Source organism: Pseudomonas sp. PS01299 (assembly GCF_029960145.1).
GTDB classification, from domain to species: domain Bacteria; phylum Pseudomonadota; class Gammaproteobacteria; order Pseudomonadales; family Pseudomonadaceae; genus Aquipseudomonas; species Aquipseudomonas putida_A.
Genome location: NZ_JASCPO010000093.1, coordinates 1 through 22,746 on the forward strand (window position 1 = coordinate 1; position 22,746 = coordinate 22,746).

Annotated in this window: 15 protein-coding genes and 2 pseudogenes; 2 read left to right on the forward strand and 15 right to left on the reverse strand. The window is 54.3% G+C overall.

Annotated features, from left to right (window positions below; genetic code table 11):
* Positions 1-126: 126 nt before the first annotated feature.
* The 6 genes and pseudogenes from QMX91_RS17140 to QMX91_RS17165 all read right to left on the reverse strand — a co-directional run.
* Positions 127-765, reverse strand: a pseudogene (locus QMX91_RS17140) (aldo/keto reductase); the annotation flags it as partial.
* Between the two features lie 77 nt (positions 766-842).
* Complete coding sequence (locus tag QMX91_RS17145) at positions 843-1,166, reverse strand: hypothetical protein (protein ID WP_282411235.1); 324 nt, start codon at positions 1,164-1,166, stop codon at positions 843-845.
* Positions 1,167-1,190: 24 nt separating this feature from the next.
* On the reverse strand, positions 1,191-2,189 hold the full coding sequence (locus QMX91_RS17150) for an NADP-dependent oxidoreductase (protein ID WP_282411236.1): 999 nt from the start codon (positions 2,187-2,189) through the stop codon (positions 1,191-1,193).
* Between the two features lie 63 nt (positions 2,190-2,252).
* Positions 2,253-3,122 (reverse strand): alpha/beta hydrolase, encoded by an 870-nt coding sequence (locus tag QMX91_RS17155; RefSeq protein WP_282411237.1) that lies wholly within the window; start codon positions 3,120-3,122, stop codon positions 2,253-2,255.
* Between the two features lie 109 nt (positions 3,123-3,231).
* Positions 3,232-4,014 (reverse strand): SDR family oxidoreductase, encoded by a 783-nt coding sequence (locus tag QMX91_RS17160; protein WP_282411238.1) that lies wholly within the window; start codon positions 4,012-4,014, stop codon positions 3,232-3,234.
* A 52-nt stretch (positions 4,015-4,066) separates the two neighbouring features.
* Positions 4,067-5,167 (reverse strand): alkene reductase, encoded by a 1,101-nt coding sequence (locus QMX91_RS17165; protein ID WP_282411239.1) that lies wholly within the window; start codon positions 5,165-5,167, stop codon positions 4,067-4,069.
* Between the two features lie 167 nt (positions 5,168-5,334).
* Between QMX91_RS17165 and QMX91_RS17170 the strand changes: the two genes are divergently transcribed.
* The gene (locus QMX91_RS17170; protein WP_282411240.1) at positions 5,335-5,937 is read left to right on the forward strand and encodes a TetR/AcrR family transcriptional regulator; all 603 of its coding nucleotides are present in this window, start codon (positions 5,335-5,337) and stop codon (positions 5,935-5,937) included.
* A 1,009-nt stretch (positions 5,938-6,946) separates the two neighbouring features.
* Here QMX91_RS17170 and QMX91_RS17175 read toward each other — a convergent pair.
* The 6 genes from QMX91_RS17175 to QMX91_RS17200 all read right to left on the reverse strand — a co-directional run bounded on the left by QMX91_RS17175 (position 6,947) and on the right by QMX91_RS17200 (position 16,071).
* Complete coding sequence (locus QMX91_RS17175; RefSeq protein WP_282411241.1) at positions 6,947-8,242, reverse strand: GTP-binding protein; 1,296 nt, start codon at positions 8,240-8,242, stop codon at positions 6,947-6,949.
* Positions 8,243-8,351: 109 nt separating this feature from the next.
* A complete protein-coding gene (locus tag QMX91_RS17180) occupies positions 8,352-9,224 on the reverse strand; it encodes a hypothetical protein (RefSeq protein WP_282411242.1) in 873 nt (290 codons plus the stop codon).
* Positions 9,221-11,497 (reverse strand): hydantoinase B/oxoprolinase family protein, encoded by a 2,277-nt coding sequence (locus tag QMX91_RS17185; RefSeq protein ID WP_282413086.1) that lies wholly within the window; start codon positions 11,495-11,497, stop codon positions 9,221-9,223. The genes QMX91_RS17180 and QMX91_RS17185 overlap by 4 nt, the downstream gene beginning before the upstream one ends.
* Positions 11,498-11,534: 37 nt before the next feature.
* Positions 11,535-13,682 carry a hydantoinase/oxoprolinase family protein gene (locus QMX91_RS17190; RefSeq protein WP_282411244.1) on the reverse strand — a complete coding sequence of 716 codons (2,148 nt, stop codon included), beginning with the start codon at positions 13,680-13,682 and terminating at the stop codon, positions 11,535-11,537.
* A gap of 41 nt (positions 13,683-13,723) precedes the next feature.
* Positions 13,724-14,125 carry an acetone carboxylase subunit gamma gene (locus QMX91_RS17195; protein ID WP_282411245.1) on the reverse strand — a complete coding sequence of 134 codons (402 nt, stop codon included), beginning with the start codon at positions 14,123-14,125 and terminating at the stop codon, positions 13,724-13,726.
* A gap of 2 nt (positions 14,126-14,127) precedes the next feature.
* Positions 14,128-16,071: a hydantoinase/oxoprolinase family protein gene (locus QMX91_RS17200; protein ID WP_282411246.1), complete on the reverse strand. Its 1,944-nt coding sequence runs from the start codon at positions 16,069-16,071 to the stop codon at positions 14,128-14,130.
* Positions 16,072-16,576: 505 nt separating this feature from the next.
* On the opposite strand from QMX91_RS17200, the gene QMX91_RS17205 reads away from it, so the two are divergent.
* Entirely contained in the window at positions 16,577-18,532 is a 1,956-nt protein-coding gene (locus tag QMX91_RS17205) for a sigma-54-dependent Fis family transcriptional regulator (protein ID WP_282411247.1), read from the forward strand.
* Positions 18,533-19,297: 765 nt separating this feature from the next.
* Here QMX91_RS17205 and istB read toward each other — a convergent pair.
* From istB to QMX91_RS17220, 3 genes and pseudogenes are all read right to left on the reverse strand, one after another.
* Positions 19,298-20,052: pseudogene (istB, locus tag QMX91_RS17210) on the reverse strand (IS21-like element ISPsy14 family helper ATPase IstB).
* A 19-nt stretch (positions 20,053-20,071) separates the two neighbouring features.
* On the reverse strand, positions 20,072-21,586 hold the full coding sequence (gene istA / locus QMX91_RS17215; RefSeq protein ID WP_282411248.1) for an IS21 family transposase: 1,515 nt from the start codon (positions 21,584-21,586) through the stop codon (positions 20,072-20,074).
* Positions 21,587-22,358: 772 nt separating this feature from the next.
* Positions 22,359-22,746, reverse strand: a 388-nt coding sequence (locus QMX91_RS17220) for a superinfection immunity protein (RefSeq protein WP_282413087.1), incomplete at its 5' end; no start/stop codon positions are given.

The following is a 22,746-nucleotide window of genomic DNA, read 5'->3' on the forward strand; positions in this document are numbered from 1 at the left end:
CCGATGCGGCTGAATGCAAGCTCGCTCGCAATTAATCTGAGCCAGACGGCTCCGTCAGTCGCAGTTAATTTGAGCCGAAAATTGCGTTGATTGCGAGCACGGCTGTTTTCGATTGCAAGCCGCTACACCTAAGGGAGACCACGTCACGATCCCAAGGCCCAGAGCATAAGAGGCCTGGAAAAGGTCAGCTTCAGGCTCACGGTGTACGAGGCTGTGTTCGAATTGAGCCGCTGCAATAGGTAGCGCATGGGTGAGCTCGGCTAATGTGACCGCTCGGGAAAGTCGCCACGCTGGAAAGTTAGATAGACCGGCGTACAGAATTTTCCCTGAGCGAGCCAAATCTTCGAAACCTCTGACGATTTCTTCCACCGGAGTTACACCATCTGGGTGATGTGCCCAGTAAATGTCGATCCGGTCGGTTTTAAGACGTCTTAGACTCGCTTCTACCGAGGTCACCAAGGCACGACGGCTGTTACCTGTAGCAAGCCTATTCGCGTTGGCTGCAGCACCGTTGGTGAATTTCGTGGCCAGCACGAAATCGTCTCGTCGTCCTTCAAGCAGAGTTCCGAGCAACTCCTCAGACTGACCGAATTGATAGATATCCGCTGTATCGACGAAGTTGCCACCGGCCTCTGCGTAGGCGTTAAAGATCTCCGCACTGGAGTCGGGATCTGCGCCGTAGCCCCAGCCAGTGCCGAAATTCCCTGTGCCGAGTGCGAGTTCTGAGACACGCAGCCCGGAATTGCCGAACGCTTTGTAGTTCATAGTTATCTCCGCATGTGCTGTAGATGCACTTGAGTCAACGAACGCAGCGGCTGCTGCTACTGGGGAAAGCTTTGCTGTCACGGATCGAGCATCAAGCCACGCCAAACAATGTTGGCAGGATTGTTGAGGGTATTGGATTCAGGCTTTTTTCGAGTGTCCCCATTTTGTACCAACGGTGCGCTCGCAATCTGTCCGCTCAATTCCCTCAAGCGTTCCTCAACAGCATTTGCCGTTTGCCTTAGCGCTTTGGCATCTTCGCCAGACAAGAGAGGGGCTTCAGCGGAAAGACCGCTTACTGCAATTTCTGCGAGAAAATCTCGAGTGACGCTTCCTTCCGAAGGTAGAGTTTCATCTAGCGACCCCATGACTGAAGCCGATATCTCGACATTTATGCGGCCCATTTCTGGCTCCTCACCAAACACCAGTTACGCTACGTTTATGACTACTTTCCCTTTGGATCTTCCCTGTTCGACATATGTGAGTGCCTCAGCGATAGACGCGAATGGGTAGACTTTGTCGATAATCGGTTTGATGGCGCCCGACTCAACCAAAGAAGTGATTTCTTTCAGTTGTGCGCGGTTGGCGCGCATAAAAACGAATGAGTATTTAACCCCGGCTGCGCGTGATGCTTTTCGAATGCCAAGGCTAATCAAGCGCAGGATCTGCCTGACTGGCCAAGACAACCCTTCTGCTTGGCCGAACTCAGGCGTTGGGGGGCCGGAGATTGATACGAGTAGGCCCCCTGGCTTGAGGCACATCACTGATTTTTTGAGAACATCTGCACCTAGGCTGTTGAGTACAACGTCGTAGTCGTTAAGGACAGCCTCAAAGTCCTGCTTTTTGTAGTCAATAACAATGTCCGCCCCGAGCGCTTTCACCCACTCAACGTTCGGTGTGCTCGTAGTTGTCGCGACGAAAGCGCCAAGGTGCCTGGCCAACTGAATAGCGATGCTACCTACGCCTCCAGCCCCAGCGTGAATTAGTACCTTTTGGCCCTTCTTCAGCTTTGCTGTCTCGACCAGAACCTGCCATGCCGTGAGCGCGGCTAAAGGCAGTGAAGCGGCTTGCTCCATGCTGACGTTGCGAGGTTTCAAGGCTAAAGCGACCTGGTTAACAGAAATAAGCTCAGCAAATGTTCCGATGCGATCTTGCGGGGGACGCGCATAGACTTCGTCACCAGGTCTGAACAGGCGGACATCTGATCCAACGCGAACCACAACGCCGGCCAAATCATTTCCCAATATCAAAGGAAAGGTGTATGGGAGAATCTGTTTGAATTCTCCTGTTCTGATCTTCAAATCCAGAGGATTGATGCTTGTAGCGTGTATTTGAACGAGAACGTCGTTGGCGCCGACTTTTGGTTCAGCTAACTCACCGATACTTCCACTGCTCTTGCCGTATTGGTTGATATAAAAAGCTTTCATGTTAGGTCAACTCTTAGTAGCCGAGAGCGGCGAGGTTGGTGGCTGCCCAGTGTTTGGGGGCTTTCAAGTTCTCAGGAATGTCAATGCCTTGGGAACGAAGTCAGCGTGATGCTGGAAAATTCCTCCATGTCCGGCGTCTTCATAAATGATCAGTTGAGCGTTGGGAATGCGGCTGGCCAGCTCAGTCGAGTTCACAGTGGGTACCATGATGTCGCTGTCGCCGTTGGCAATAAGGGTTGGAACCTGTATGCGACTGAGATCTTGAGGCGACTGGCGACCCCAAGCAGTTATTGCCCTCAGTTGTCGCATGAACGCTGATGGGGTGGGGCCTTTATCGCGTTCTTTTGTTCTCTCCGTCAGGCGTTTTAGAAAAGCGCGCGCCGCACTCTGACCGTTAGCCGATGGGGTGAAAAAAAGGTAAAACTTTGGATCGCGCATTGTCACTAGGCCCTTCAGCATCAACGGCCAAGCCACAGACCACACTTTGTCGATGCCCTGGCCACCAGCAGGCCCGGTTCCGGTCAAAATGAGTTTTCGCACAATCTCAGGCGCTTTTAGCGCGATGTCTTGCGCTACAAATCCACCGAGTGAGAAACCCAATAGATCGACTTTCTGGAATCCCAGAGTGCGTATAACCGCAATCGCGTCGTTTGCCATTTCGCTAACAGTTAAAGGTGCGGTTCCACCAGAGCCGCCGATTCCGCGATAGTCAATGGCAATGACCCGATGCTTCTTAGCTAGACCGTCAACGATTCGAGGATCGAAGTTATCCAGGACGGCGCCCCAATGGTTCAATAGAACGAGCGGCGATCCGTCTCTCGGGCCCAAGTCCCGGTAGGCAAATGTTGTTCCTTCTACATTGACCCACAGGTTGGCGGATTGGACGAACAGCCCCTGCGGCCCAGGATGATTATTTGTGGATTGAGCGGTCATTTGCGCACCGTGTCCGTTTGAGGTACAGATTGGTGAGAGGAGAACAATGTGCAGCTAACGCTCTGCCTTTAGGGCTCTGTGTGAGCGTTTGCTGCATCACGGTCACGCCTTATTTTTTATAGCGCTTGGCAACTTCGGCTTGGCGGATATCTGCCAACAAACCCTGGCGGGCAGTCTGTAGAACATCCCAGTGGGCCTCGTCTTGTACAGGTGGTATGGTCACTGGTTCTCGGCGATCAAAACCAACCATCGCGGCATCAACTAGGTCTCCGACTTCCATTATTTCGCTAATGGCATTGATGTCGTAGCCTCCGCGCTCCCAGATTTCGGTACGGGTCGCGGCTGGCAGTACGGCTTGGATATACACGCCTTTGGGGGCGAGTTCGAGGCTCAAGCCTTGTGAGAGAAAAAGCACAAACGCCTTGGTTGCGCCGTAGACCGACATTCCATATTCCGGTGCCAGTCCTACGACCGAGCCAATATTGACAATCGCTCCACTGCCAGCTTGTGACAGGCGAGGGGCTATGGCGCTGGTGAGTCGTACTAGCGCAGTCGTGTTGAGTGCGACTAGGTTGGCAACGCTGTCAGTGGATTGCTCAGTGAAGCTACCGGATAGAGCGGCGCCCGCGTTGTTCACAAGAATGCTGATACTGGCGTCGTCGCGAAGGCGAGTTTCGACAGTCGTCAAATCGGAAGTTTGAGTCAGGTCAGCCTGGATCACGTCAACGGTAACACCGTGTTGCTCGCGCAGACGGGAAGCCAAAGCGTCCAAGCGGTGTTTGTCACGGGCGACCAGCACCAGGTTGTGCCCGCGTCCTGCGAAACGCTCCGCGTAGGTTGCACCGATTCCGGTGGAGGCGCCGGTAATCAAAACGGTTCCAGGGATGCTCATAATAGGATGCTCTTTAATTGATGTCGGTTAACGATTCAGTCGCGATTACTGCTCAGCCTTGCTTGGAACTGGACTCGGCAAGTGTCGGGTAGTCGATGTAGCCAGCCGCACCGCCGCCGTAGATAGTCGCCGGGTCGAATGCGGACAACTTAGCGCCGGTCTTGAGCCGCTCTACCAGATCAGGGTTGCCAATGAACGGACGACCGAAGGCGATCAAATCCGCTTTGTCATCGTTGAGTTGCGAGGTTGCGAGATTCAGGTCATAGCCATTGTTGGCGATGTAGGTGTTTTTGAAGCGATGGCGCAGGGAGCCAAAATCAAAAGGCGCGACGTCGCGCGGCCCGCCAGTTGCACCCTCTACCACGTGGATGTAAACCAGGCCCAAGGCATCGAGCTGGTCAACGACGTAGTCAAATTGTGGTTGCGGGTCACTGCTTGAAATACCGTTGGCTGGTGACACTGGAGAAAGACGAATACCTGTTCTGTCGGCACCAATTTCTTCTACTACAGCGGCAGCGACTTCGAGCAGCAAGCGAGCGCGGTTTTCAATGGATCCACCATAGGCATCTGTGCGCACGTTGGAGCCGTCTTTGAGGAATTGATCCAACAAATAACCGTTTGCACCATGGATCTCTACGCCATCAAAACCAGCTGCAATCGCATTTGCCGCTGCAACCCGAAAATCATTCACGATCCCTGGCAGTTCGCTGGCATCAAGGGCTCGGGGTTCGGAGGCGTCCTCGAAGCTGTTGTTGACGAAAACCTTCGTCGCGGCTCCCAGGGAAGAGGGCGCCACTGGCGCGGAGCCATTAGGCTGAAGGTCAACGTGGGAAACGCGCCCTACGTGCCAAAGCTGCATGAAGATGTGCCCGCCTTTCGCGTGAACGGCTTGTGTGACTGCGCGCCATCCTTCTATCTGCTCCTGCGTGTAAATCCCTGGCGTGTCCTGATACCCCTGACCTTGCTGCGAGATTTGAGTGGCCTCGGAAATCAGGAGGCCGGCAGAGGCCCTCTGGCCGTAATAGATCGCAGCAAGTTCACTTGGGACGAAACCCGATCCTGCGCGGTTTCTCGTGAGCGGTGCCATCACGACTCTGTTGGAGAGTGTGAGTGAGCCAAGTGTGTAGGGCTCAAACAAGGTCTTGTCGTTCATATAGATTCCATGCTCGTTGATCAATGACGGTCATCTGCTCCCTCGCGGCAAAGATACGCTGCAGGGGCTTTTATGATGTCGACCATAATCAAAGGTGTCAACAGTTTTGATTATGGTCGACATCAGAGTATAGTAAGGCCAACATTAGTTAGGCTAAGGGGGGCGCAATGAAGATCACCAAAACGCAATCACTCGCCAACCGGGCTCACATTGTGGACACAGCTTCAGAACTGTTTCGTGAGCGTGGATACGATGGTGTCGGTGTGGCGGAGCTGATGGCCACTGCTGGCTTTACTCAAGGCGGCTTTTACAAGCACTTCGGTTCCAAGGCTGATCTGATGGCTGAAGCTGCTGAAAATAGCCTTTCGCAATCGCTCGCCCGTACCTCCGACCTCGATGTGGCGGGTTTCGTAAACATGTACGTATCTAGGGATCATCGAGACGGTCGAGGCGAGGGTTGTACGATGGCGGCACTTTGTGGTGACGCTGCGCGTCAGTCAGATGACTTGAAGGCAACCTTTGCCACGGGTATAGAGAGCACGCTGGCTGCGCTCGAGGAAAAGTACCTAGAGGGTCTGGATGTGCCGAAGCAGGATGCTCGAGCGAAAGCGATTGACCTGCTAGCGCATGCAATAGGAGCTGTCATGTTGTCGCGGGCATGTCCGGATGACTCTCCTCTTGCAGATGAGATACTGGAAGTTTGCCGAACCCAGCTATTGACGTCGTTATCGGTCAAGGACAGCAGCCAGGATCGCAGCCGCAACAAGTGAATTGGACGCTTTAGCCTTTGTTTCCTCCAGAAGTGATGTAGTACCTACGACCCCTGGGGCCTATACAGACGTTTCCAGAAGAGCAGGGCAAGGTGATCCGTAACTTTGAGCTACCCTAGGAATTTTCTGAGCGCAGGTCGCGCTTTAGAAGCGGCGTCGCAGTTCGCCGCGTCGCACACGCTTTTGAACGATAACCATTTATCTGGCTAGCCATCCAAGCTGATGCGAGCCCAATCATTCTTCTTTTCGCATACCTGTACCTTCTCGCCGCGTCTCACGTTGGAGATTACCCTGCAACCCAGCTTGTCACGCAGATTCAACCTATCCGCGTTTACGAACTGATTGACTGGTAGGGTCTGTGCTGGCTGGGTTGCTGTTAACGGAGCAGAAACTAACATACTCCGGGTAGTCTGTTGGCTAAGCGGGGCCGGAGTTGGAGGCGTGTCTTTTCCCCCACGGCCCAAAGGACTGCGAATAGAATCAGAAGCGAGATGAACCGTGACTCAGATTTTACACGCACATCCTTTGCCTTCGTTTAGCTTGCTCCCGACGGTCGCTTTCCATAGTGCAGTAGTGACGTGACTGATAGCTTAGCCAAGCCTCCACTTTGCGCAGCCTGCCTACCTTAAAGATTGTTGGCTTTGCCGCGTCTATTATCTCGAGTAGTCGTTATTTCTCTAATGGGGATTGGCACCACGTGGCAATGATCTGAGCGTCAAGAGCAAACCTGACAACAACATCTGCAGCAGTTATATGGTGATCCGCGCTATATAGCTGTCGACCGCCTGCAGCCAAGCCACGCTTCGTCGCCCAGTGAAGTCAAAGATGCTCTTGCTGCCGATAAAACTGGTGGTGTGAATTGCCCCGGATTAACTAAACCTTGCACGCTCATTGCCCCCATAGGGTTGAAGTCGATACCCGGTGCTGCTCTCATTAATTCACTCGATTTCTCCAGCAGCTTAAGTGGGTTTGATTAGGGCAAAGAACGTGCTCTAACGTGAGGCAGAGATTACTTCAGTTGAGCTGATTGGATGAACCAACCACTATGCTGCAGCTTTCGGTTGTCCATGAGAGGAACTCTTTGGGAAAACCAACAGCGTGTCGGAATGGTTAAGTCTGCCGAGCTTTTCCGTAATGCTGATCGATCTCCTGGTAAATTGGATAAGTCGTCGCAAAGAGACTCGATTTGATCCTTTTGTAAACCACGGGTAATAAACACCAGCCGGCTATACCCATCTGCGAATTCACCTTCTGTAGGCCAAGCGGGCAATCTTACGAGCGGATAAGCGATGTCTTGTACACATTGCACGACCAGTGGTCTGGAGTCATCAGCTGCTAACATCAAGCCCTTAACTCGCAGCAGGTGTTTACGGTATTTGCGCAGTATGTGCCCCATCACGAGTGAGAATCCGAACCAGGGGACTTCCTGGGTAAAGCGAACGACAAAACTTTGGGTTTCACTGGTGTGATGCACACTGGAATTGTATGTGCTGGAGCGCCAAATGCTTCTGTCGTTTTGCTCTGTAACGGCTTTGCCATCGTTGCTGACTTGTCTCAGACTCACCTCTGCTCCCTGCGTGAACTGAGTGCTCGCCATCCAGGTCGGGAGGCTTATTTTCTGCCGGTGCGCGTGCCCATACAGGCCATTGCCGGCCAATAGATCGAGGGGAGCCTGGCCTCTGCGCACAAGCGTTTGTGCAGCATGGGCATTGAGTTGTGAAAGGCTGGCTTGCAATTGCTCCACGGCCTGGGTTCCCGCCAGGTCGCACTTGGTTATCAAGAGACGATCCGCGGCTACGATTTGTCGCGTGGTTTCAGAGTAGTCTTGAAGCTGCTCCTGTCCATGGGTTGCGGAAACCGTCGTGAGAACGCCATCGCACAGGTAACGGGCGCTGACAAAAGCATCCTCCATCAAGGTATAAATAACCGGCACTGGGTCTGCCAGGCCGGTGGTTTCGATAATGACGCGGGTGATAGGTGCAATGTATTGGCGGGCACTTCTCTCGGACAAAGACTTGAGTGCACCAACCAAATCTCCTTGGGTGCGACAGCACAGACAGCCTGAATCCAGCAGCACAATCTGATCATTGATATGGTCAACCAAGTGATGATCAATACCGACATCACCAAACTCATTGACCAAAAGTGCCACGCCCGACATGCCGGGCTGGCTGGCCCAGTGGTTCAACAGTGTGGTCTTGCCCGAACCGAGGAAGCCCGTCAGGACAGTGACAGGAATACGGTCTACTGCGGCTTTTTTGAGGGCGTAGGCGGCGGGAGAAAGGTCAGGCGTCGAGGTCGTCATGATTGGATGAGTCTCCATGAGTTTGTTTTTTTTGTTATAGATGGGCGTCTCCACGAACCCTAAACTGCCGGGTTCGTGGAGAGCGCCACTTAACGTTGCATCAACCTACTCAGGCGCGTCTGCGCAGTAACTCCAAGGTTTCCAATACAGTCTCGGGATGAAGCCCGGGATTAACTGATGCAAAGTAAAACTCACCTTCGGCCAGAGGATTGGGAACGCTGTGAGTGAACTCGGCGCTGATATCCCTGCCTCGGGACAACGATCCAGTGTTGGCTCCTGCCTCTGTAATCACGGTGTCGAACTCATCCAGCCCGCTATCAGGTACCGAGGTACCTGGAGGCAAGCGCAGGCCAAGCGACCAACCATAGTGCCGCACCACGTTGACGACAGAACTGTAGCGCTGCAGGTCGGCGGCGCTGAAGGCAGAATCACCTGCAGCTTCCTCCAATAACACTCCGCTTACAGGGGTGGTGGACACTGCCCGCAGCAGATCGGCCAGATACATGCTGGCATCCTCTACGATGTCAGCATCCGGTGTTTCGTCAGGTTGGTCGGCCAACCAATTGGCATGGCGCAACCAATGCCGTGGTGAAGGCATGGCAATCACCAGTGGCACCCGCCCCCGCAACTGAGAGTCCACCGCACCGATGACTTCAGCGAGCAATGCCTTGGGCTCCTCCTCGGCCAACAAGGCGCGCAACGCTGTCGTCGGACGCCGCCGCTTGGGAAGGCGGCTTTCTAATCCACCATTACGGGCTATCCATGAATCGAATAGCTCGCCTACCTCCAGGACTGCGACATCCGTTTTGAGTAAACCGTGGGCCTGTGAAAACCAGGCGAGAAAACTCGCAGAGCTAGTCCAGACATCGGCGTCTGCGCTACCTTGCAGTAGACGCCGAGTGTAGGCTGAGGATTTAAGCCATATACGTATGGCTCCGTTGCCTGCCGGTAGAGGCAAATGCTCGGCAAATGGCGTACTCATCTTTTTTCATCCATTAATGCTCCTACTGCTGCAAGCCGGTTTTCCAGTTCTTCGATACGTACATCTTTTGGATGACGCATGTAGTTAGGCATGGGTTCGTTGGCATGGCGGGTTTTGTCCGGAGTGCCCATGTAGAGTGTTTCGGTGTCGTCACCCCAGCAACCGAAGAATGGAAGATGAGCAGGTGGCTTTGGTTTGTTCCAGGACTTGATGAACTCCGCGTAAGGGATGCCACGGGAGAGCCGGTCTTTGCGTTCGTTGTCGCGTAGCGCCCGAGTCGCCTGATGGTCGACAATGAGGGTGTCGGGAGCAATTTTGACCTTGTACAAACGCTCAGCCACACCATGTGAGATCAGCTCTTCTTCCAGGTCTTTAACGACCAAAGCCGGATCGCGTTCCAGCAAGTCGCCGTAACCCGCACCGGCCCCTTGAGAAATCATGAACAGCTCGCCGCGATTGGAAATCTCAAAACCCATGCCCATGTGATGGGTGGTGTAAGTGGCTCCATCAAAGGACTGATCGTTCATGATCTCCTCGATGGAGTGCTTGAATTTTTCTGGTTCATTGAGCAGCACATCGTAGACGTCCACGCCCTTGACCTTGGACAGCGGATAAGTGCCACAGGCATATCCCCCAAACAGACCCTGGAGCGGGGGAACCTTGGCACCTTGGGCGGTGGTCATGAAGCCCCATTCTTCACTATCTTTGGTCGCCACAATCATGGTGTAGCCCTGGCCGCCACGAAACTTGCCCGGGGCGATAGCGTCGCGGGTCATTTTCTTGGAGACCAGTTGCAGGAACGGTACGTCCTCTTCGTTCAGTTCTTGCTCGCCGACATCCGCCATGGTGGCGAAGATTGGCTGCAAGCCTGGCTCGCCATCCATGTCCACGCGTGCACCACCGCCCATGCCGTTGAGGTCAGCACACAGGTTGCCAAGCGTCTCGCCATGCTGGCTGACCCCGCCCCAGATGAAGGTGTTGATCATGTTGAAGCTGGGTGCATGGACTTTGGTGTATTTTTCCGGGCAGCTATAGAGGAATTTGGCGACGGCGTGTTGGCCGGCGGTAAATCCGGTGAATATGGACATCAAACTCTGCGAGTTGGGCGCGTTGTAAGACGAGTTGAGGATAGAGAAGGGGTCGGTGATTACTTCGATGGGCGCAAAGGCCGCTTGCCCACGGGGCAGATCGGGCCAGATGTAGCACATTACCAACTGCGAGAGCATGCCCTTGAGTCCGGCGAGGACGGTGTTAGTCGGGCGGTTGGTAAATTCCGGTGCAGAGCCACGGAAGTCGAAGATAAGTCTGTCGCCCTTTTTGGTCAGTTGGCAATTGATTTTGGCGATGCAGTTTTCACGCAGCGTGGAGTCTTGAACGATGAACGTGCGCACGGTCATGTCAGGCCATTCGCTGATACGACGTTTGACTTCGGTGCGCACGTTTTCCATGGTCAAGCGCAGGGTGGCAATCAGGGCATCCGGGCCATCGGTTTTGAGGACATCCTCAATGCGCTGCTTAATGCGCAGGCAGCCATAGAGTTTGACCTTCATGTCCTCGTACTGGAGCTTGGGCTCGCGTACCGAGTTTTGCAGGAAGGTCAGCAAGTCGCGTTTGATCTGGTAGTTTTCCACGACCTTGAACGGGCTCATTTTCAGCCCTTCATCGCTCGGGCTTTCTGCCATAGACGGCATCCCCCCGGGTTCGATCGCACCGTTTTCGCCTTCATGAACCGTGGCGGCTACCCAGCAAACCAGTTTTCCTTCGTGGAAAATCGGAAGGATCATGCTCTGGTCGGTGTTGTGTACGTTGCCATAGCGTGAGTCATTGTGAATGAAGCCATCGCCGTCGCGGACACCCACAGTAGGTTCGTTGATCCAGTTCTTGATGATGAACTTAATCGGATGGTGCACCAAGGCTGAAAACAGCAGCACGCCGCCAGCACTGGCGATTGCTAGATCCCCCGATGCTGAGTAGACGCCGGTGATGACATCGCCCCATTTTGCACCCGGGGCGGCACCCATCTGTTCGACCATCTCATAGCCTTCGTCACATCCCGATTGCAGGCGGTCACGAATCTTCGCGATTGTGTGGGTGTCATTTTGTTTGTGGATGCTGATGTCTTCTTGTTCCGAACGCTCCATCAAGTCATGGTTGTTCATGATCTCCGGATCCGGGGCGAGGAATAGCGTCGTGTCCTCAAGGAATTTCTTGATCAGCGCAGCATCTTCTGGACTGGGAGCCTGGCCGGGTGTTTTGATCGAAATATCGTTCATGTCTGGATCCTTTCTCGAGTTTTTTAAATTCAATTGATCAATGGGTGGATTGATCGCGAAGAAACCAAGAGGCGTTCTGCAGTGCCGCGACGAAGTTCCATCCAGGGTTAACCAGGAAGGTGGTGACTTCAGAGGCCACAATCGCCGGCCCACGTATTTGCACTCCAGGATCAATATCTGAACGATTCCAGACCGGTGTATCAAAGGCCTCCTTGTGGCCTGCGAAGTAGCATTGGCGAGTAGACGAAGGTGCTGGTGGTTGTTTGCGCTGCTCTAATGGCACTGGCTTGATGTTGCCAAACTGCACTGTCTCATGGTGCACATAAGCAGCCACTCGGATGGTGTTAATGCGGATACCGGCTTCTGGGGCTTGTGATCCTTCTCCGAATCGGCTGCCATAGTCAGTGGAAAACTGGGCTATGAGGGCCAATACATCGGCAGGGCCATGCACCGAGTGCTGGGGAATGACTGCCGTTGTCTGGACTAACTGGTTGCCGTAGCGCATGTCCAGTTCCAGGTTGTGACGGATGTCCTCGCGCTCGATGCCTTGGCGCAAGAGGTCTTGAGTGCCGCGTTCCTTGAGCGCCGCCACGATATCGTTGAATCGGTCGTAGTCGTCGAACAAGTGACGCGTGTTGGAGTCGTACAGCACCATGTACAGAGACTTTTCGTGGATATGTAGCTGGTGAATATTGCCCGCACCTACGGCTGAGAACACCGAGCTGAATGGCGGAGCAAGGATCCTGTCAATGTTGAGGTTCTGCGCAATGCTGCAGCAGTGCAACGGGCCGTTGCCCCCATAGGCCAGCATGGTGAAGTCTTTGGGGTCGTAGCCTCGAGCACGCAGTTCCGTGAACAGGCCGTTAGCCATGTTGTCGTCGACTTTCTCGCGGATGAGCAAGGCTGCCTCGATCACATCGCAGTCCAAATCTTCGCAGATGGTGTCTTCGATGGCCGTCACGGCCCGTCGCGCATTGAGGGGAATGGAACCTCCTGCATAATTTTCTGCGCTGAGGTAGCCGAGTACCAAGTCGGCGTCCGTCACCGTTGGCTTCAAACCGCCACGGTCGTAGCAGGCAGGGCCAGGGTCAGATCCCGCTGACTCGGGCCCACATTTAACGGTGCTGTACATGCTGTCAAAGCTCGCGACCGAGCCGCCGCCTGCACCCAAGGTCACCAGATGCACCATAGGTACCGAGACCATCCAGCGGTCGATGACGGGGTTGAAGTCGTAGTGCTTGATGCCCCCATCGACCACAATACCGATGTCGTAGCTCGTACCACCCATGTCAGTCGCAACGACGTTTCCGAGCGCCGCCTGCATGGCCAGATGCTCTGAGGCGGCGATACCCGATACCGGGCCAGAGTGGATAGTTTGCAATGCGTCGGTGGAGTTAAGCTGGGCCATGCCGCCCGAGTTATGAATCACCAACATCGGCTGTTCGTATTGGTGCGTACGCAGGTTTTGCTCCAGCGTCGAAAGCGCATGGTACATGGTGGAGTGAAGATATCCGTCGATGATAGCCGAGGCTGAGCGTACGTATTCACCCTTACGACCCGATACCTGGTGCGACAGGATGATTGGAATAGCTCCCAGCAAATGGGAGGGATATTCCTCCTGCAGAATCTCTTCGATACGTTGCTCGTGTTCCGGGTTGACCACGGAATTGAGTAGTGAGACGACAATGATCTGTGCGCCTCTATTCACCAGTTCGCGGATCTGCAAGCGAACATTGTCTTCATCAAGGGCCATGACGAGCTTGCCCTCGAAATCCAGCCGCTCGCGAACGCCTCGAATCATGCTAGGTAGCACCAGTGGATCAGGTCGACTGGCGTTGGGTATGTCCGTTTGGCCGAGGATGTCCAGCCCCTCGCCATAGCCGCGACCACGGCTCAGAGGGACAGTTGCCTCATAGCCGCAGGTCACCAGCATGCCGATTTTGGGGCCCTTGTGTTCGATCAAAGCGTTGGTGCCCAGGGTGGTCGCATAGCGAACCGAATCCACGCTCGAGAGGACATCGGCCAATTCCAAGTTAAGCGTCTTGCAGCCTTTGCCCAGTGCTTGATTGAAACCCAGTGCGAGGTTGTGATGGGTGGTCAGTGCTTTGGTTTCGATGTATTTGCCATCCCAAACCACGAAGCAATCGGTGAATGTCCCACCAATATCGACAGAAACTCGTCTCATATCATTTCCCTTTTTCTTGTAATTGAGTGGAAGTGAATTGCTTAGTGTTTGTGGTCGTCTGAGCGCTGGATTACAGCAGGGCCGACGCTTACTTCGAGAACTTCAGGACGGCTCGCCCACTGTGTGCGCAAGGCAGGCAGATCAGGCTGCATGTCATGCAGAGGAGGGTGACCAGGAGGGACATACTCGGTTTCTACCTGGGTACCGCATTGGGCACAGTAATACTCAAGAATGCGTACCCATTCCGGATCGGGGCTGAACGTGTATCGATATTTTTCCGGTGCCAGGATAGGTGGGTGGATATCCCGTGGATCACGGTCATATACCAGCATGCCTTCCTTGTATCCCTTATGGGCTGTACCGATGACGTGGTCGCAAACCCGACATTCCCATTGCTCCGCATCCAGGTCTAGGCGCAGGTATTCGGTCATTAATACTTTCATGTTCATGCCTCCCTGTTCAGTAAGATGTCTTGGTGGTCGCTGATGACAAACGTCCAACCGTCGAGCACCTTGCAGGTGAAGAAGTCCTCTTCGATGATCGCGGGCCCTTGGGCAAAATCGCCGACTTTCAAATCAGCTAATCGATAAACCGGAACATCAACGCGACCATTATTGCGAGTCAGAACATTGCGAGTCGTACTGGAGAGGGCGGCAGTTGTAGGAACGAATCGAACCGGCTGATTTGCGTCTTGACGCAATTGTTTGACAGCGGTGACTTCAAGTTCGGCGATGTGAGCCTCAGTCAGTGCAGATTGATAACCCGACTCACTTTGTAGTGGGAAAATGAGTTCCTGGCCTTTGGTATCGGTTATGACAAGGCGCGATTTGATGACGTAGTCGTCGGCTTGAAAGCCTTCAGCGAACATATCGCGCCCGGCCTTCAGACTCAGCTCTGTCAATGCGTCTTCAACATGGCCGTGGCTACGTTGGTCAGCGTCCAGCACCACGCTGTAACGATGGGAGATATCACAGGTGCCGATGCCGAACGCACTGAACACTGCTGCCATGTAAGGAACCGCTACACGATTGATGCCGGCGTTCTCGGCCACGCCACAAGCATTGAGAGGGCCTGCTCCACCAAAAGCAAGCAGTACGGTTTCCTGGCTGACTTGGGTGACGCGCAGTATCTCACTGGCAATCTTGGCCTCATATGCGCGCTCCATCTCCCTCAGGGCAGCGTCCGGCTCCAGGCCCAGAGGAGAAGCGATATGGATGGAGATAGCGGTCGCCGCGCGATCCAGATCCAGTTGCATGCCTCCACCAAAGTAGGATTTTGGATCAAACAAACCCGAGAGCAAGCTGGCATCGGTAATAGTTGCTTGCGTGCCGCCTCGACCAAAAGCCGCAGGCCCAGGTACAGCCCCGACACTGTCAGGGCCGATCACGATTTTGTTATCGACCACTTTGAAAATCGAACTACCACCAGCACCGGCGCTGGTGATTTCACTCAGAGGGAATGAAACACTGATACCTTCAACCCGACCTCGCCGCACTTCGGACACGCTTCCCTCGATGCATTGGCCGATGTCAGTGGTGGTACCGCCGACATCTATAGCAACAACGTCACTCATCCCATAACGGATCGCAAAGGATTTCATACCCTCCATGCCGCCACGGGGCCCGGAGCTGTAGGTTTTCACGGCGACAGTTTTGGCAACACGGGACGCATCGCCGTCGTTGCGAAATATCAGCAGTGGATTTTTCGTGTTGAAACCCCGGAGCCGATTTTCCGCATTGAACAGAAACTGCTCCATTGCAGGGTGCAGAAAGGAGTTAATCAGGGCTGTCCAAGTGCGGCGTACTGGATCCGCATCCATGCTCAGGTCACTGCCATAGAGCGTAGGGACAGCGCCAAGTAGATGGCGGGGGTATTTGCGCAGCACGACTTTGCGGAAAATATTCTCCAACGCTTCGAAGTTCTTGTCAGAAAAACTGACGACGATGCGGTTGGCGCCCGCGGCGGTGAGAGTGTTTATGGATTTTACAATCTCCATCTCCGCATGCTCGATGCCCAGTGTTGAGGTGTCCAGCAAACTGACGCGTTGGCCCACCAAGGCATCGTACAAGTCAACATCGTGCTGTTTTATCAGTTCTGAGAGTTCACTGTCGTTGAGACTGGTGATCAACCCGAGCTTAGGGCCCTTTCTCTCGCATATTGCATTAGTGCCTTGAGTTGTGGAGTAGCGGATCAGGTCTACTTCCTCAAGCAGCCGCCGTACATCGGGCTCCCCATAAAGCACGCCGGAGGCTTTTTTCAGTCCTTCAAAAAAACAGTTGCTTAGATCATAGGGAGTGGTGAGTACCTTGGTCTTCTTGACGTCGGTATCAGTGAGTATGCAGATGTCGGTGAGTGTTCCACCGTTATCAATATTAATTTGTAATGTCACGGGTCTATGTCCTTTTGTTTGTTATCGGTCGAATGGTGTTGTTATGCACCGTCCTCCGTATTGCCGTTGCCGGCTTAGGCTCTTGAGCGTGTGACGCTTCACTGCATGTGAGCAGCTTCTTTGCGGCTGCGAAGTAAGAGAGAGCAAACGGCATGCCATAACGTCGATGATATTTAATCAATTGATTTCTATGGTATTAATTATTGACTCTAAGTTTTCTTTGAGCGGGTTTATGGGTAAACCGTTTGATTCTCGGACGGATGAGTGGATGATTTTCGTTCGATTCCAAGGGGAGGCATATCTGGATGTCGTTCGGGCATTGAACAAACCAATGCGACGCCGCTGATCTTCTTAATCTGTGTGTGGGGGTGCGCGCGTGCGGGTGAAGGGGTACAGTTAAGACACACCTCTATGAGGTGCGTGGTTTGAATGGGCGTATTGTACTTTTAGCTCTCGCCCTGAAAACCAGACAGGGACATCAATAATAAGAATAGAGGGTGTGTCTATGAATGCTCCGTACCTGGAATTCGGCTACCCGAGACCAGAACACGACGGTCAGGTATTGGCCGCTTGGGAGAGCGTCCTCAATGGCGCTGAAACACCTGCTTCGGTCTTGCGCTATCCAGTGGGCGACTCCTGGAGGCGCTGCCTGGACAAAAACGTCAACCCTACGCTTCGACACGCGCCGGAACCGGTAAATCGGGCGCAACTCGAGACCATACGCGACAGTCAGGCGCGCCTACTGGACGTCAGTACGGAGGCCATGGCGGTGGCCAATCAATTTCTTGCCCAAACCGGAACGATCATTGTATTGGCCGATAGCAGCGGCATGATTATCGAAACAGGCGGTGACCTGCAGACCCTCAAAAGCGCGGAACACATTCATCTGCTTCCTGGCAGTCCGTGGAGCGAAGATATTTGTGGGACTAACGCGATTGGCACCGCGCTGATGCTGCAACGTCCTGTACAGGTTCATGCCGGTGAGCATTTTTGTGAAGGAATCCAGCGATGGACTTGTTCTGCCACAGTGATCCGCGACCCGTCTGATGGCCATATACTTGGGGTACTGAACGTTTCGGGAGAGTCTCAGACCTACAACCGCCATACGCTGGCGCTGGCCGTCAGCACAGCTGAGCGGATTGAATTGGCCTTGGCCAACCAAAAAGCCGAAACCGGCTATCGGCTGCTGGATGCGTCATTGGATCTGTGGCGGGATAGAGGCGATTGCATCATGTTGTTTGATGAAAAAGGCTTCCTGATAAAGGCAAATACTCATGCCTATGGTGCGTTGGTTGCTCGAGGCGTAGATATCAGTTTCACTCGTGATTTTCGACTGACTTCACTCTGCCTGGATGATAAAGGACGATTGACAGATGTCTTGCCACAGTGGCTGTCAGTCGACTGGCTGCAGCCGGTTGTTGCACAAGGTTTGCGTTTGGGAACATTACTCCGTATCCCCTGTAAATCCCTTGGCCGGCCTGGTGTTGACAGAACGGCCGACCATAGAGAAATGGAAACACTGGTCGGATTTGACCAGATCACCGGCAAGAGTCCGGCGCTGGTCGAAGCTCTTCGCAAAGCCAGACAATTGGCCTGCTCCAATGTACCGATATTGCTGCAGGGAGAAACCGGGGTGGGCAAGGAGGCCTTCGCCCAAGGCATTCATTATTCCGGCGTGGGTAAAAATGGCCCGTTTGTTTCCATCAATTGTGGAAGTCTCTCCAAGGATTTGCTCTCCAGTGAATTATTTGGCTACGCCGAAGGCGCATTTACCGGGGCTCGTCGTGGAGGTATGAAGGGCAAGATAGAGGCGGCAAACGGGGGCACTCTGTTCTTGGATGAAATCGGTGAAATGCCCTTGGACTTGCAGAGTTATCTGCTGCGGGCACTGGAGGAGGGGGAAATATATCGACTGGGCGAGACAGAACCGCGCAAGGTCAACTTTAGATTAGTTGCAGCGACACACCGTGATTTACGTGAGGATGTTACAAATCAACGCTTCCGAGGCGATTTGTTCTATCGAATAGCAGTGACAAGTGTTGGAATTCCCCCATTGCGTGATCGCAAGGAAGATATTCCAAGGTTGGTGGAGCACCTGCTAACCAGCTTGGCCCATCGACACGGTATTCCAGTACCCTTAGTGGAAGACGAAGTGCTGGGCTATCTAGTTGCTTATTTGTGGCCGGGTAACGTCCGGGAATTACGTAATGTGATTGAGGGCATGTTGCTGATGGGCGGGGAAGTCTTGAGGCGTTCTGATTTGCCTTCCTATGTGCACGAAGTCGCGATTGTGCGCAGCGACAGACCCGTAGGTAGCTTGAGGGAAAGCGAGTGTCAGGTCATTGCCAGCACAATTGAGCGTTATCGAGGCAATCTTACTCTGGTAGCCAAAGAGCTTGGCATAGCTAAAAGCACTCTTTACTTGCGCATGAAGCGTTACGGAATTAACCGTCAAGCGTAAGGCTACTTTTCCCACATTTACATCAGGCACAATGGGGTTGAAGTCCCCATTGAAACTGGATCCACAATTAACTGATCGCAGCTTATGCTGCCAACACCGCACTGTTGCTCAAGCGTTTAGCGCCGGCGCTTTTAATTTTTGCGGGGCTATTGCCCAACTCTGCCGTTGGAGGGGGCTGCTACCAATTCGACCCCATATCAAGTGAGGACGGGGTTCGCTATCGAGGCCAAAGAGTAGCCGTCCCGCTTTTCGGAAATGCCTGCAGACAGTGCTGAGAAAGCAGCTCGCTCCGGGCTACTTGAGCTGAACGGCTTTCCGCAGTGGCTTTCCAAGCTTTTCGGGTTGTACTCGCGTCTTATCCAAGGTCTGCGTCCGGGCATCACGCCTTGAGTGATTGAACTGGCTGTCATTTATGCTTAAGCATGCTCGATTTCACTCGCCCACTACGTCAGCAGGCGCGTGAGATCATCCTTTAGATCGGCGTAGATGACTTGGTCGGACGCACACAGACAAACACTTGATTCGATTCCTCCATCATTTGCTTCTTGCGTCATAGTCAGTGGTGGATCTGCTTCCATTCTCAAATCTAAAGGGATACCCGTCTTTGTCGTCTTCGGAGAACTGTTAATTAATGGCCAATATGCATTTTGAATGCCGAGGGTGCGGATTCCACGCCATCCGGACACTCAGCCCACAAACATCCGGACACTCGTTCCACGCTCATTCGGACAGGCAGTCGGAGCGCAGCGACGCAGGTTTGCATTGTTAGTCTGAAGTCTCTGTCGACGTCAATTTCGTCGCGCGCCTACGCATTGATTCACCCTTCAGCTCGATCCGATAAGCGTTGTGCACCAGCCGGTCGAGGATCGCATCGCCCAAGGTCGGATCGCCGATCAGCGCATGCCATTTGTCCACCGGCATTTGGCTGGTCACCAGCGTCGAGCGGTTGCCGTAGCGGTCGTCCAGCAGTTCAAGCATGTCGCGCCGTTGCGCAGCGGTAAACGGTGCCAGGCCCCAGTCGTCCAGGATCAGCAAGTCGGTCTTTGCATAACCCGCCATCAGTTTCGCGAAGCGGCCGTCGCCGTGGGCCAAGCCCAGTTCTTCCATCAAGCGCGGCAGGCGCAGATAGCGCACGCTGTAACCGTCGCGGCAAGCTTTGTGGGCCAGCGCGCAGGCGAGCCAGGTTTTGCCTACGCCAGTCGGGCCGCCGATGATCAGGTTCAGGCCGTCGCGCAGCCACTGGCCGCTGCCCAGTTGCAGGATCAAGGCCTTGTCCAGGCCGCGCGGGCTGCGGTAGTCGATGTCTTCCAGGCAGGCGTTATGGCGCAGTCGTGCGGCCTTGAGGCGAGTCGTCAGGCGAGCGTCTTCGCGCTCGGTCAGCTCGCGGTCGACCATCAGACCGAGGCGTTCATCGAAGCTGAGATCGTTGATGTCAGGCGTTGCGTGCTGTTTGCCAAGCGCCTTGATCATGCCGTGCAGGCGCAGGGTTTGTAGCTTGTGAGTGTCGGGTTAGGCAGCATTTTGGTGCTCCTTTTCAGGTCAGTGGTAGTAGCCAGGGCCACGCAGGTTGATGTGTTCTTCGGGCAGTAACGGCAGGTTTTGTTGGGCCAGCGGCAGCCGTTCCACCCCTTGACGCAGGATTGATTCAAGGCTTTTGTAGCTGCACGCGCCCAGTGCCAGCGCTCGCTGGCAAGCGGCTTCCAGCCGCTCTTCGCCGTGCTGTTTGCTCAGGCGCAGGATGCCCAGGCAGGCGCGGAAGCCGTGCTGCGGATGGATTCGGCGTTCGAGGATGTAGGCGATGACGCCGGCCGTATTCGGGCCTGTCTGCTCGGCCCAGTGGATCAGCCGTTGCGGTGTCCACTCGGCGTGTTCGCGGTGGCTCTTGGGCATATGCTCGGTTTGGGTGGTGTGGCGGCCTTTATGTGCTGAACGCAGATGGCTGGCCACGCGCTGGTTGGCGTGGAAGCACTCGACGGTCTGAGCCGTGAGCCGTACTTCGAGTTGGTGCTTCACCAATTGGTACGGCACCGAGTAGTAATGGCCGTCGACCTCGACGTGGTAGTCGATGTGTACGCGCACCTTTTTCCATTCGGCGTAGACATACGGATGTTCTGGTAGCGGTTGCAAAGCGGGCTGGTCGATGGTCTCGAAGGCTGAGCGGCGTGAGCCGGGCAGCTTCTTGAAGGGCTTCTGATTGAGGCGATCCACAAGCAGCGCAATGGCTGTGTTGAGTTCGCCCAAGGAGAAAAACTGTCGGTTGCGCAGCACCGCCGGAATCCAGCGCTCGACCACTTGCACGCCGACTTCGACCTTGGCTTTGTCCTTGGGTTTTCGTGAGCGAGCGGGCAGCACGGCGACGCGGTAGTGCTCGGCCAGATCGCGGTAACTGGGGTTGATATCCGGCTCGTAGCGATGCGCCTTGGTGACACCGCTACGCAGATTGTCCGGTACTCGGATCTGCGATGTACCGCCGAGAAAGGCGAAGCAGCGCACGTGCGAGCCCAGCCAGTCGGGCAGTTTCTGCGACCAGGTTGCCTCGGCGAAGGTGTCGCTGGACGCGCCGAGCACGGCGACGAAGATCTGGGCTTGGCGGATCTCTCCTGTTCGCCGGTCGATGACCGGCGCGGTCTGCCCAGCGTAATCGACAAACAGCTTTTCGCCGGCACGGTGTTCCTGGCGCATGACCACATCAATCTTCGCGGCCCAGAGGCGGTAGTGCTCGCAGAACCAGCTGTATTGGAAGCCTTGCGGATGGGCGAGTCGGTACTCTTGCCAGAGCAAGGCCAGGGTTACACCGGGGCGGCGTAGCTCGGCGTGGACATGAGCCCAGTCGGGCATCGGGCGCTGGTCGCTCGGCACCGGCACTGCCGGCGGGAACAGGTGTCGGTTCAACTCCGTATCATAGATATCGATGGGCAACTGAAGCCCACTGGCGGCGAACCGGCAAAGGTAGTCTCCCGCGCTTGAATGGCCAATGGATAAGCTTCTGGCGATCTTGCGCACGGACAGGCCGGCGTCGAACTGTAGGCGTAGTACCTCTCGGATTTTACGCATGGATATACGCTCCACGACGACCTCTTCGCTTCGAGAAAAGAGGTCGATGGTAGTGAATAATCTTGCGTGACTGCCTGCCTGAAAGTGTCCGAATGACCGTGGAATCGGTGTCCGGATACTCGTGGAATGAGTGTCCGGATGGTCGTGGATTCCGCACCGAGGGAATATTCCAGGAGCGACCGATGGGTGAGAGTTCGTGGAAGCCAAGTGGGACGGTCACGACTGGGTAATGCTCGAAGGTGTCCTCTACGACCTGTCGATCTTTCAAAGCGGCTGCGCCACTAAAACGCCAATCAGCCTCAAAACCTTCATCAGCCAGCAGTTTGGTAAGGGTAAGGGAGTACTAGCTTGCCGGTATGCATGGAGTTTTGTCCAAATTTGTTCTCAATGGGGTGTGTCCGGCCAAGTCATCTACTCAGCGCCGCAAAACCAAGTTAGCTCCCGCCAATTACCACGAGTATAGGTATTGGGAGCGCTAGCTCCAACCAATTGGACGTCCAACACATTTGGGTTGTATACCCGTTACTGGCTTAAGACACCTAATTCTTGGTGTACCAGTCAAAGAGTTTTTTCGGATATTGAAAGCAAGATCGAACAACGGGCGTTTCTTTTAGAAGTTATCCTCAACGCTGATGCTGATGAGCTACGGCGGCTGGTTGCGTTTGTAGGGAAGGTTCGTAAGTTACAGAAGAGGCCCTAGCGTAAACCTTCTATCACGCTGCGGCTCAAGCAAACCAATAATTAGATCTAATCTTGCATGACAACAGCATATTCAAATTTTGTCGTCATCAAGCGGTAAAACTTTGGCCCTATACAACGCTAAAGTCCAACCCAAGCCCGTCCAACCTGCGAGAAGGTTCAGTTCGAAAATCGATGCTCGTGCCTTGGGCTTAGTCCTGATAGAGTATATCGCTGGAAAAAAGTACAAGGCCATAGTGCTGGATGTGAAAACCATCCTGGCAATTATCGCAACTGCGCCATCTCCTTCTTTGCACAGATAGCTGACAGCACACACCGGAATCAAGATTGCCAGCCCGAAAACCTTCATTAAAACGCCCTCTGAGATAGGTGTCATCATGCCGATGAAGGCATTATGACATCGTTCTGTGGGGGGGGGGGGGGCTAGATCGAATACGGAAAGGGAAATTACGCCTGATAGG

Excerpts from the sequence above, each read along its gene's own strand:
- QMX91_RS17145 (WP_282411235.1), bottom strand. The coding sequence starts at position 1,166 with ATGGGCCGCATAAATGTCGAGATATCGGCTTCAGTCATGGGGTCGCTA.
- QMX91_RS17150 (WP_282411236.1), bottom strand. The coding sequence starts at position 2,189 with ATGAAAGCTTTTTATATCAACCAATACGGCAAGAGCAGTGGAAGTATC.
- QMX91_RS17155 (WP_282411237.1), bottom strand. The coding sequence starts at position 3,122 with ATGACCGCTCAATCCACAAATAATCATCCTGGGCCGCAGGGGCTGTTC.
- QMX91_RS17160 (WP_282411238.1), bottom strand. The coding sequence starts at position 4,014 with ATGAGCATCCCTGGAACCGTTTTGATTACCGGCGCCTCCACCGGAATC.
- QMX91_RS17165 (WP_282411239.1), bottom strand. The coding sequence starts at position 5,167 with ATGAACGACAAGACCTTGTTTGAGCCCTACACACTTGGCTCACTCACA.
- QMX91_RS17170 (WP_282411240.1), top strand. The coding sequence starts at position 5,335 with ATGAAGATCACCAAAACGCAATCACTCGCCAACCGGGCTCACATTGTG.
- QMX91_RS17175 (WP_282411241.1), bottom strand. The coding sequence starts at position 8,242 with ATGACGACCTCGACGCCTGACCTTTCTCCCGCCGCCTACGCCCTCAAA.
- QMX91_RS17180 (WP_282411242.1), bottom strand. The coding sequence starts at position 9,224 with ATGAGTACGCCATTTGCCGAGCATTTGCCTCTACCGGCAGGCAACGGA.
- QMX91_RS17185 (WP_282413086.1), bottom strand. The coding sequence starts at position 11,497 with ATGAACGATATTTCGATCAAAACACCCGGCCAGGCTCCCAGTCCAGAA.
- QMX91_RS17190 (WP_282411244.1), bottom strand. The coding sequence starts at position 13,682 with ATGAGACGAGTTTCTGTCGATATTGGTGGGACATTCACCGATTGCTTC.
- QMX91_RS17195 (WP_282411245.1), bottom strand. The coding sequence starts at position 14,125 with ATGAAAGTATTAATGACCGAATACCTGCGCCTAGACCTGGATGCGGAG.
- QMX91_RS17205 (WP_282411247.1), top strand. The coding sequence starts at position 16,577 with ATGAATGCTCCGTACCTGGAATTCGGCTACCCGAGACCAGAACACGAC.
- istA (WP_282411248.1), bottom strand. The coding sequence starts at position 21,586 with ATGCGTAAAATCCGAGAGGTACTACGCCTACAGTTCGACGCCGGCCTG.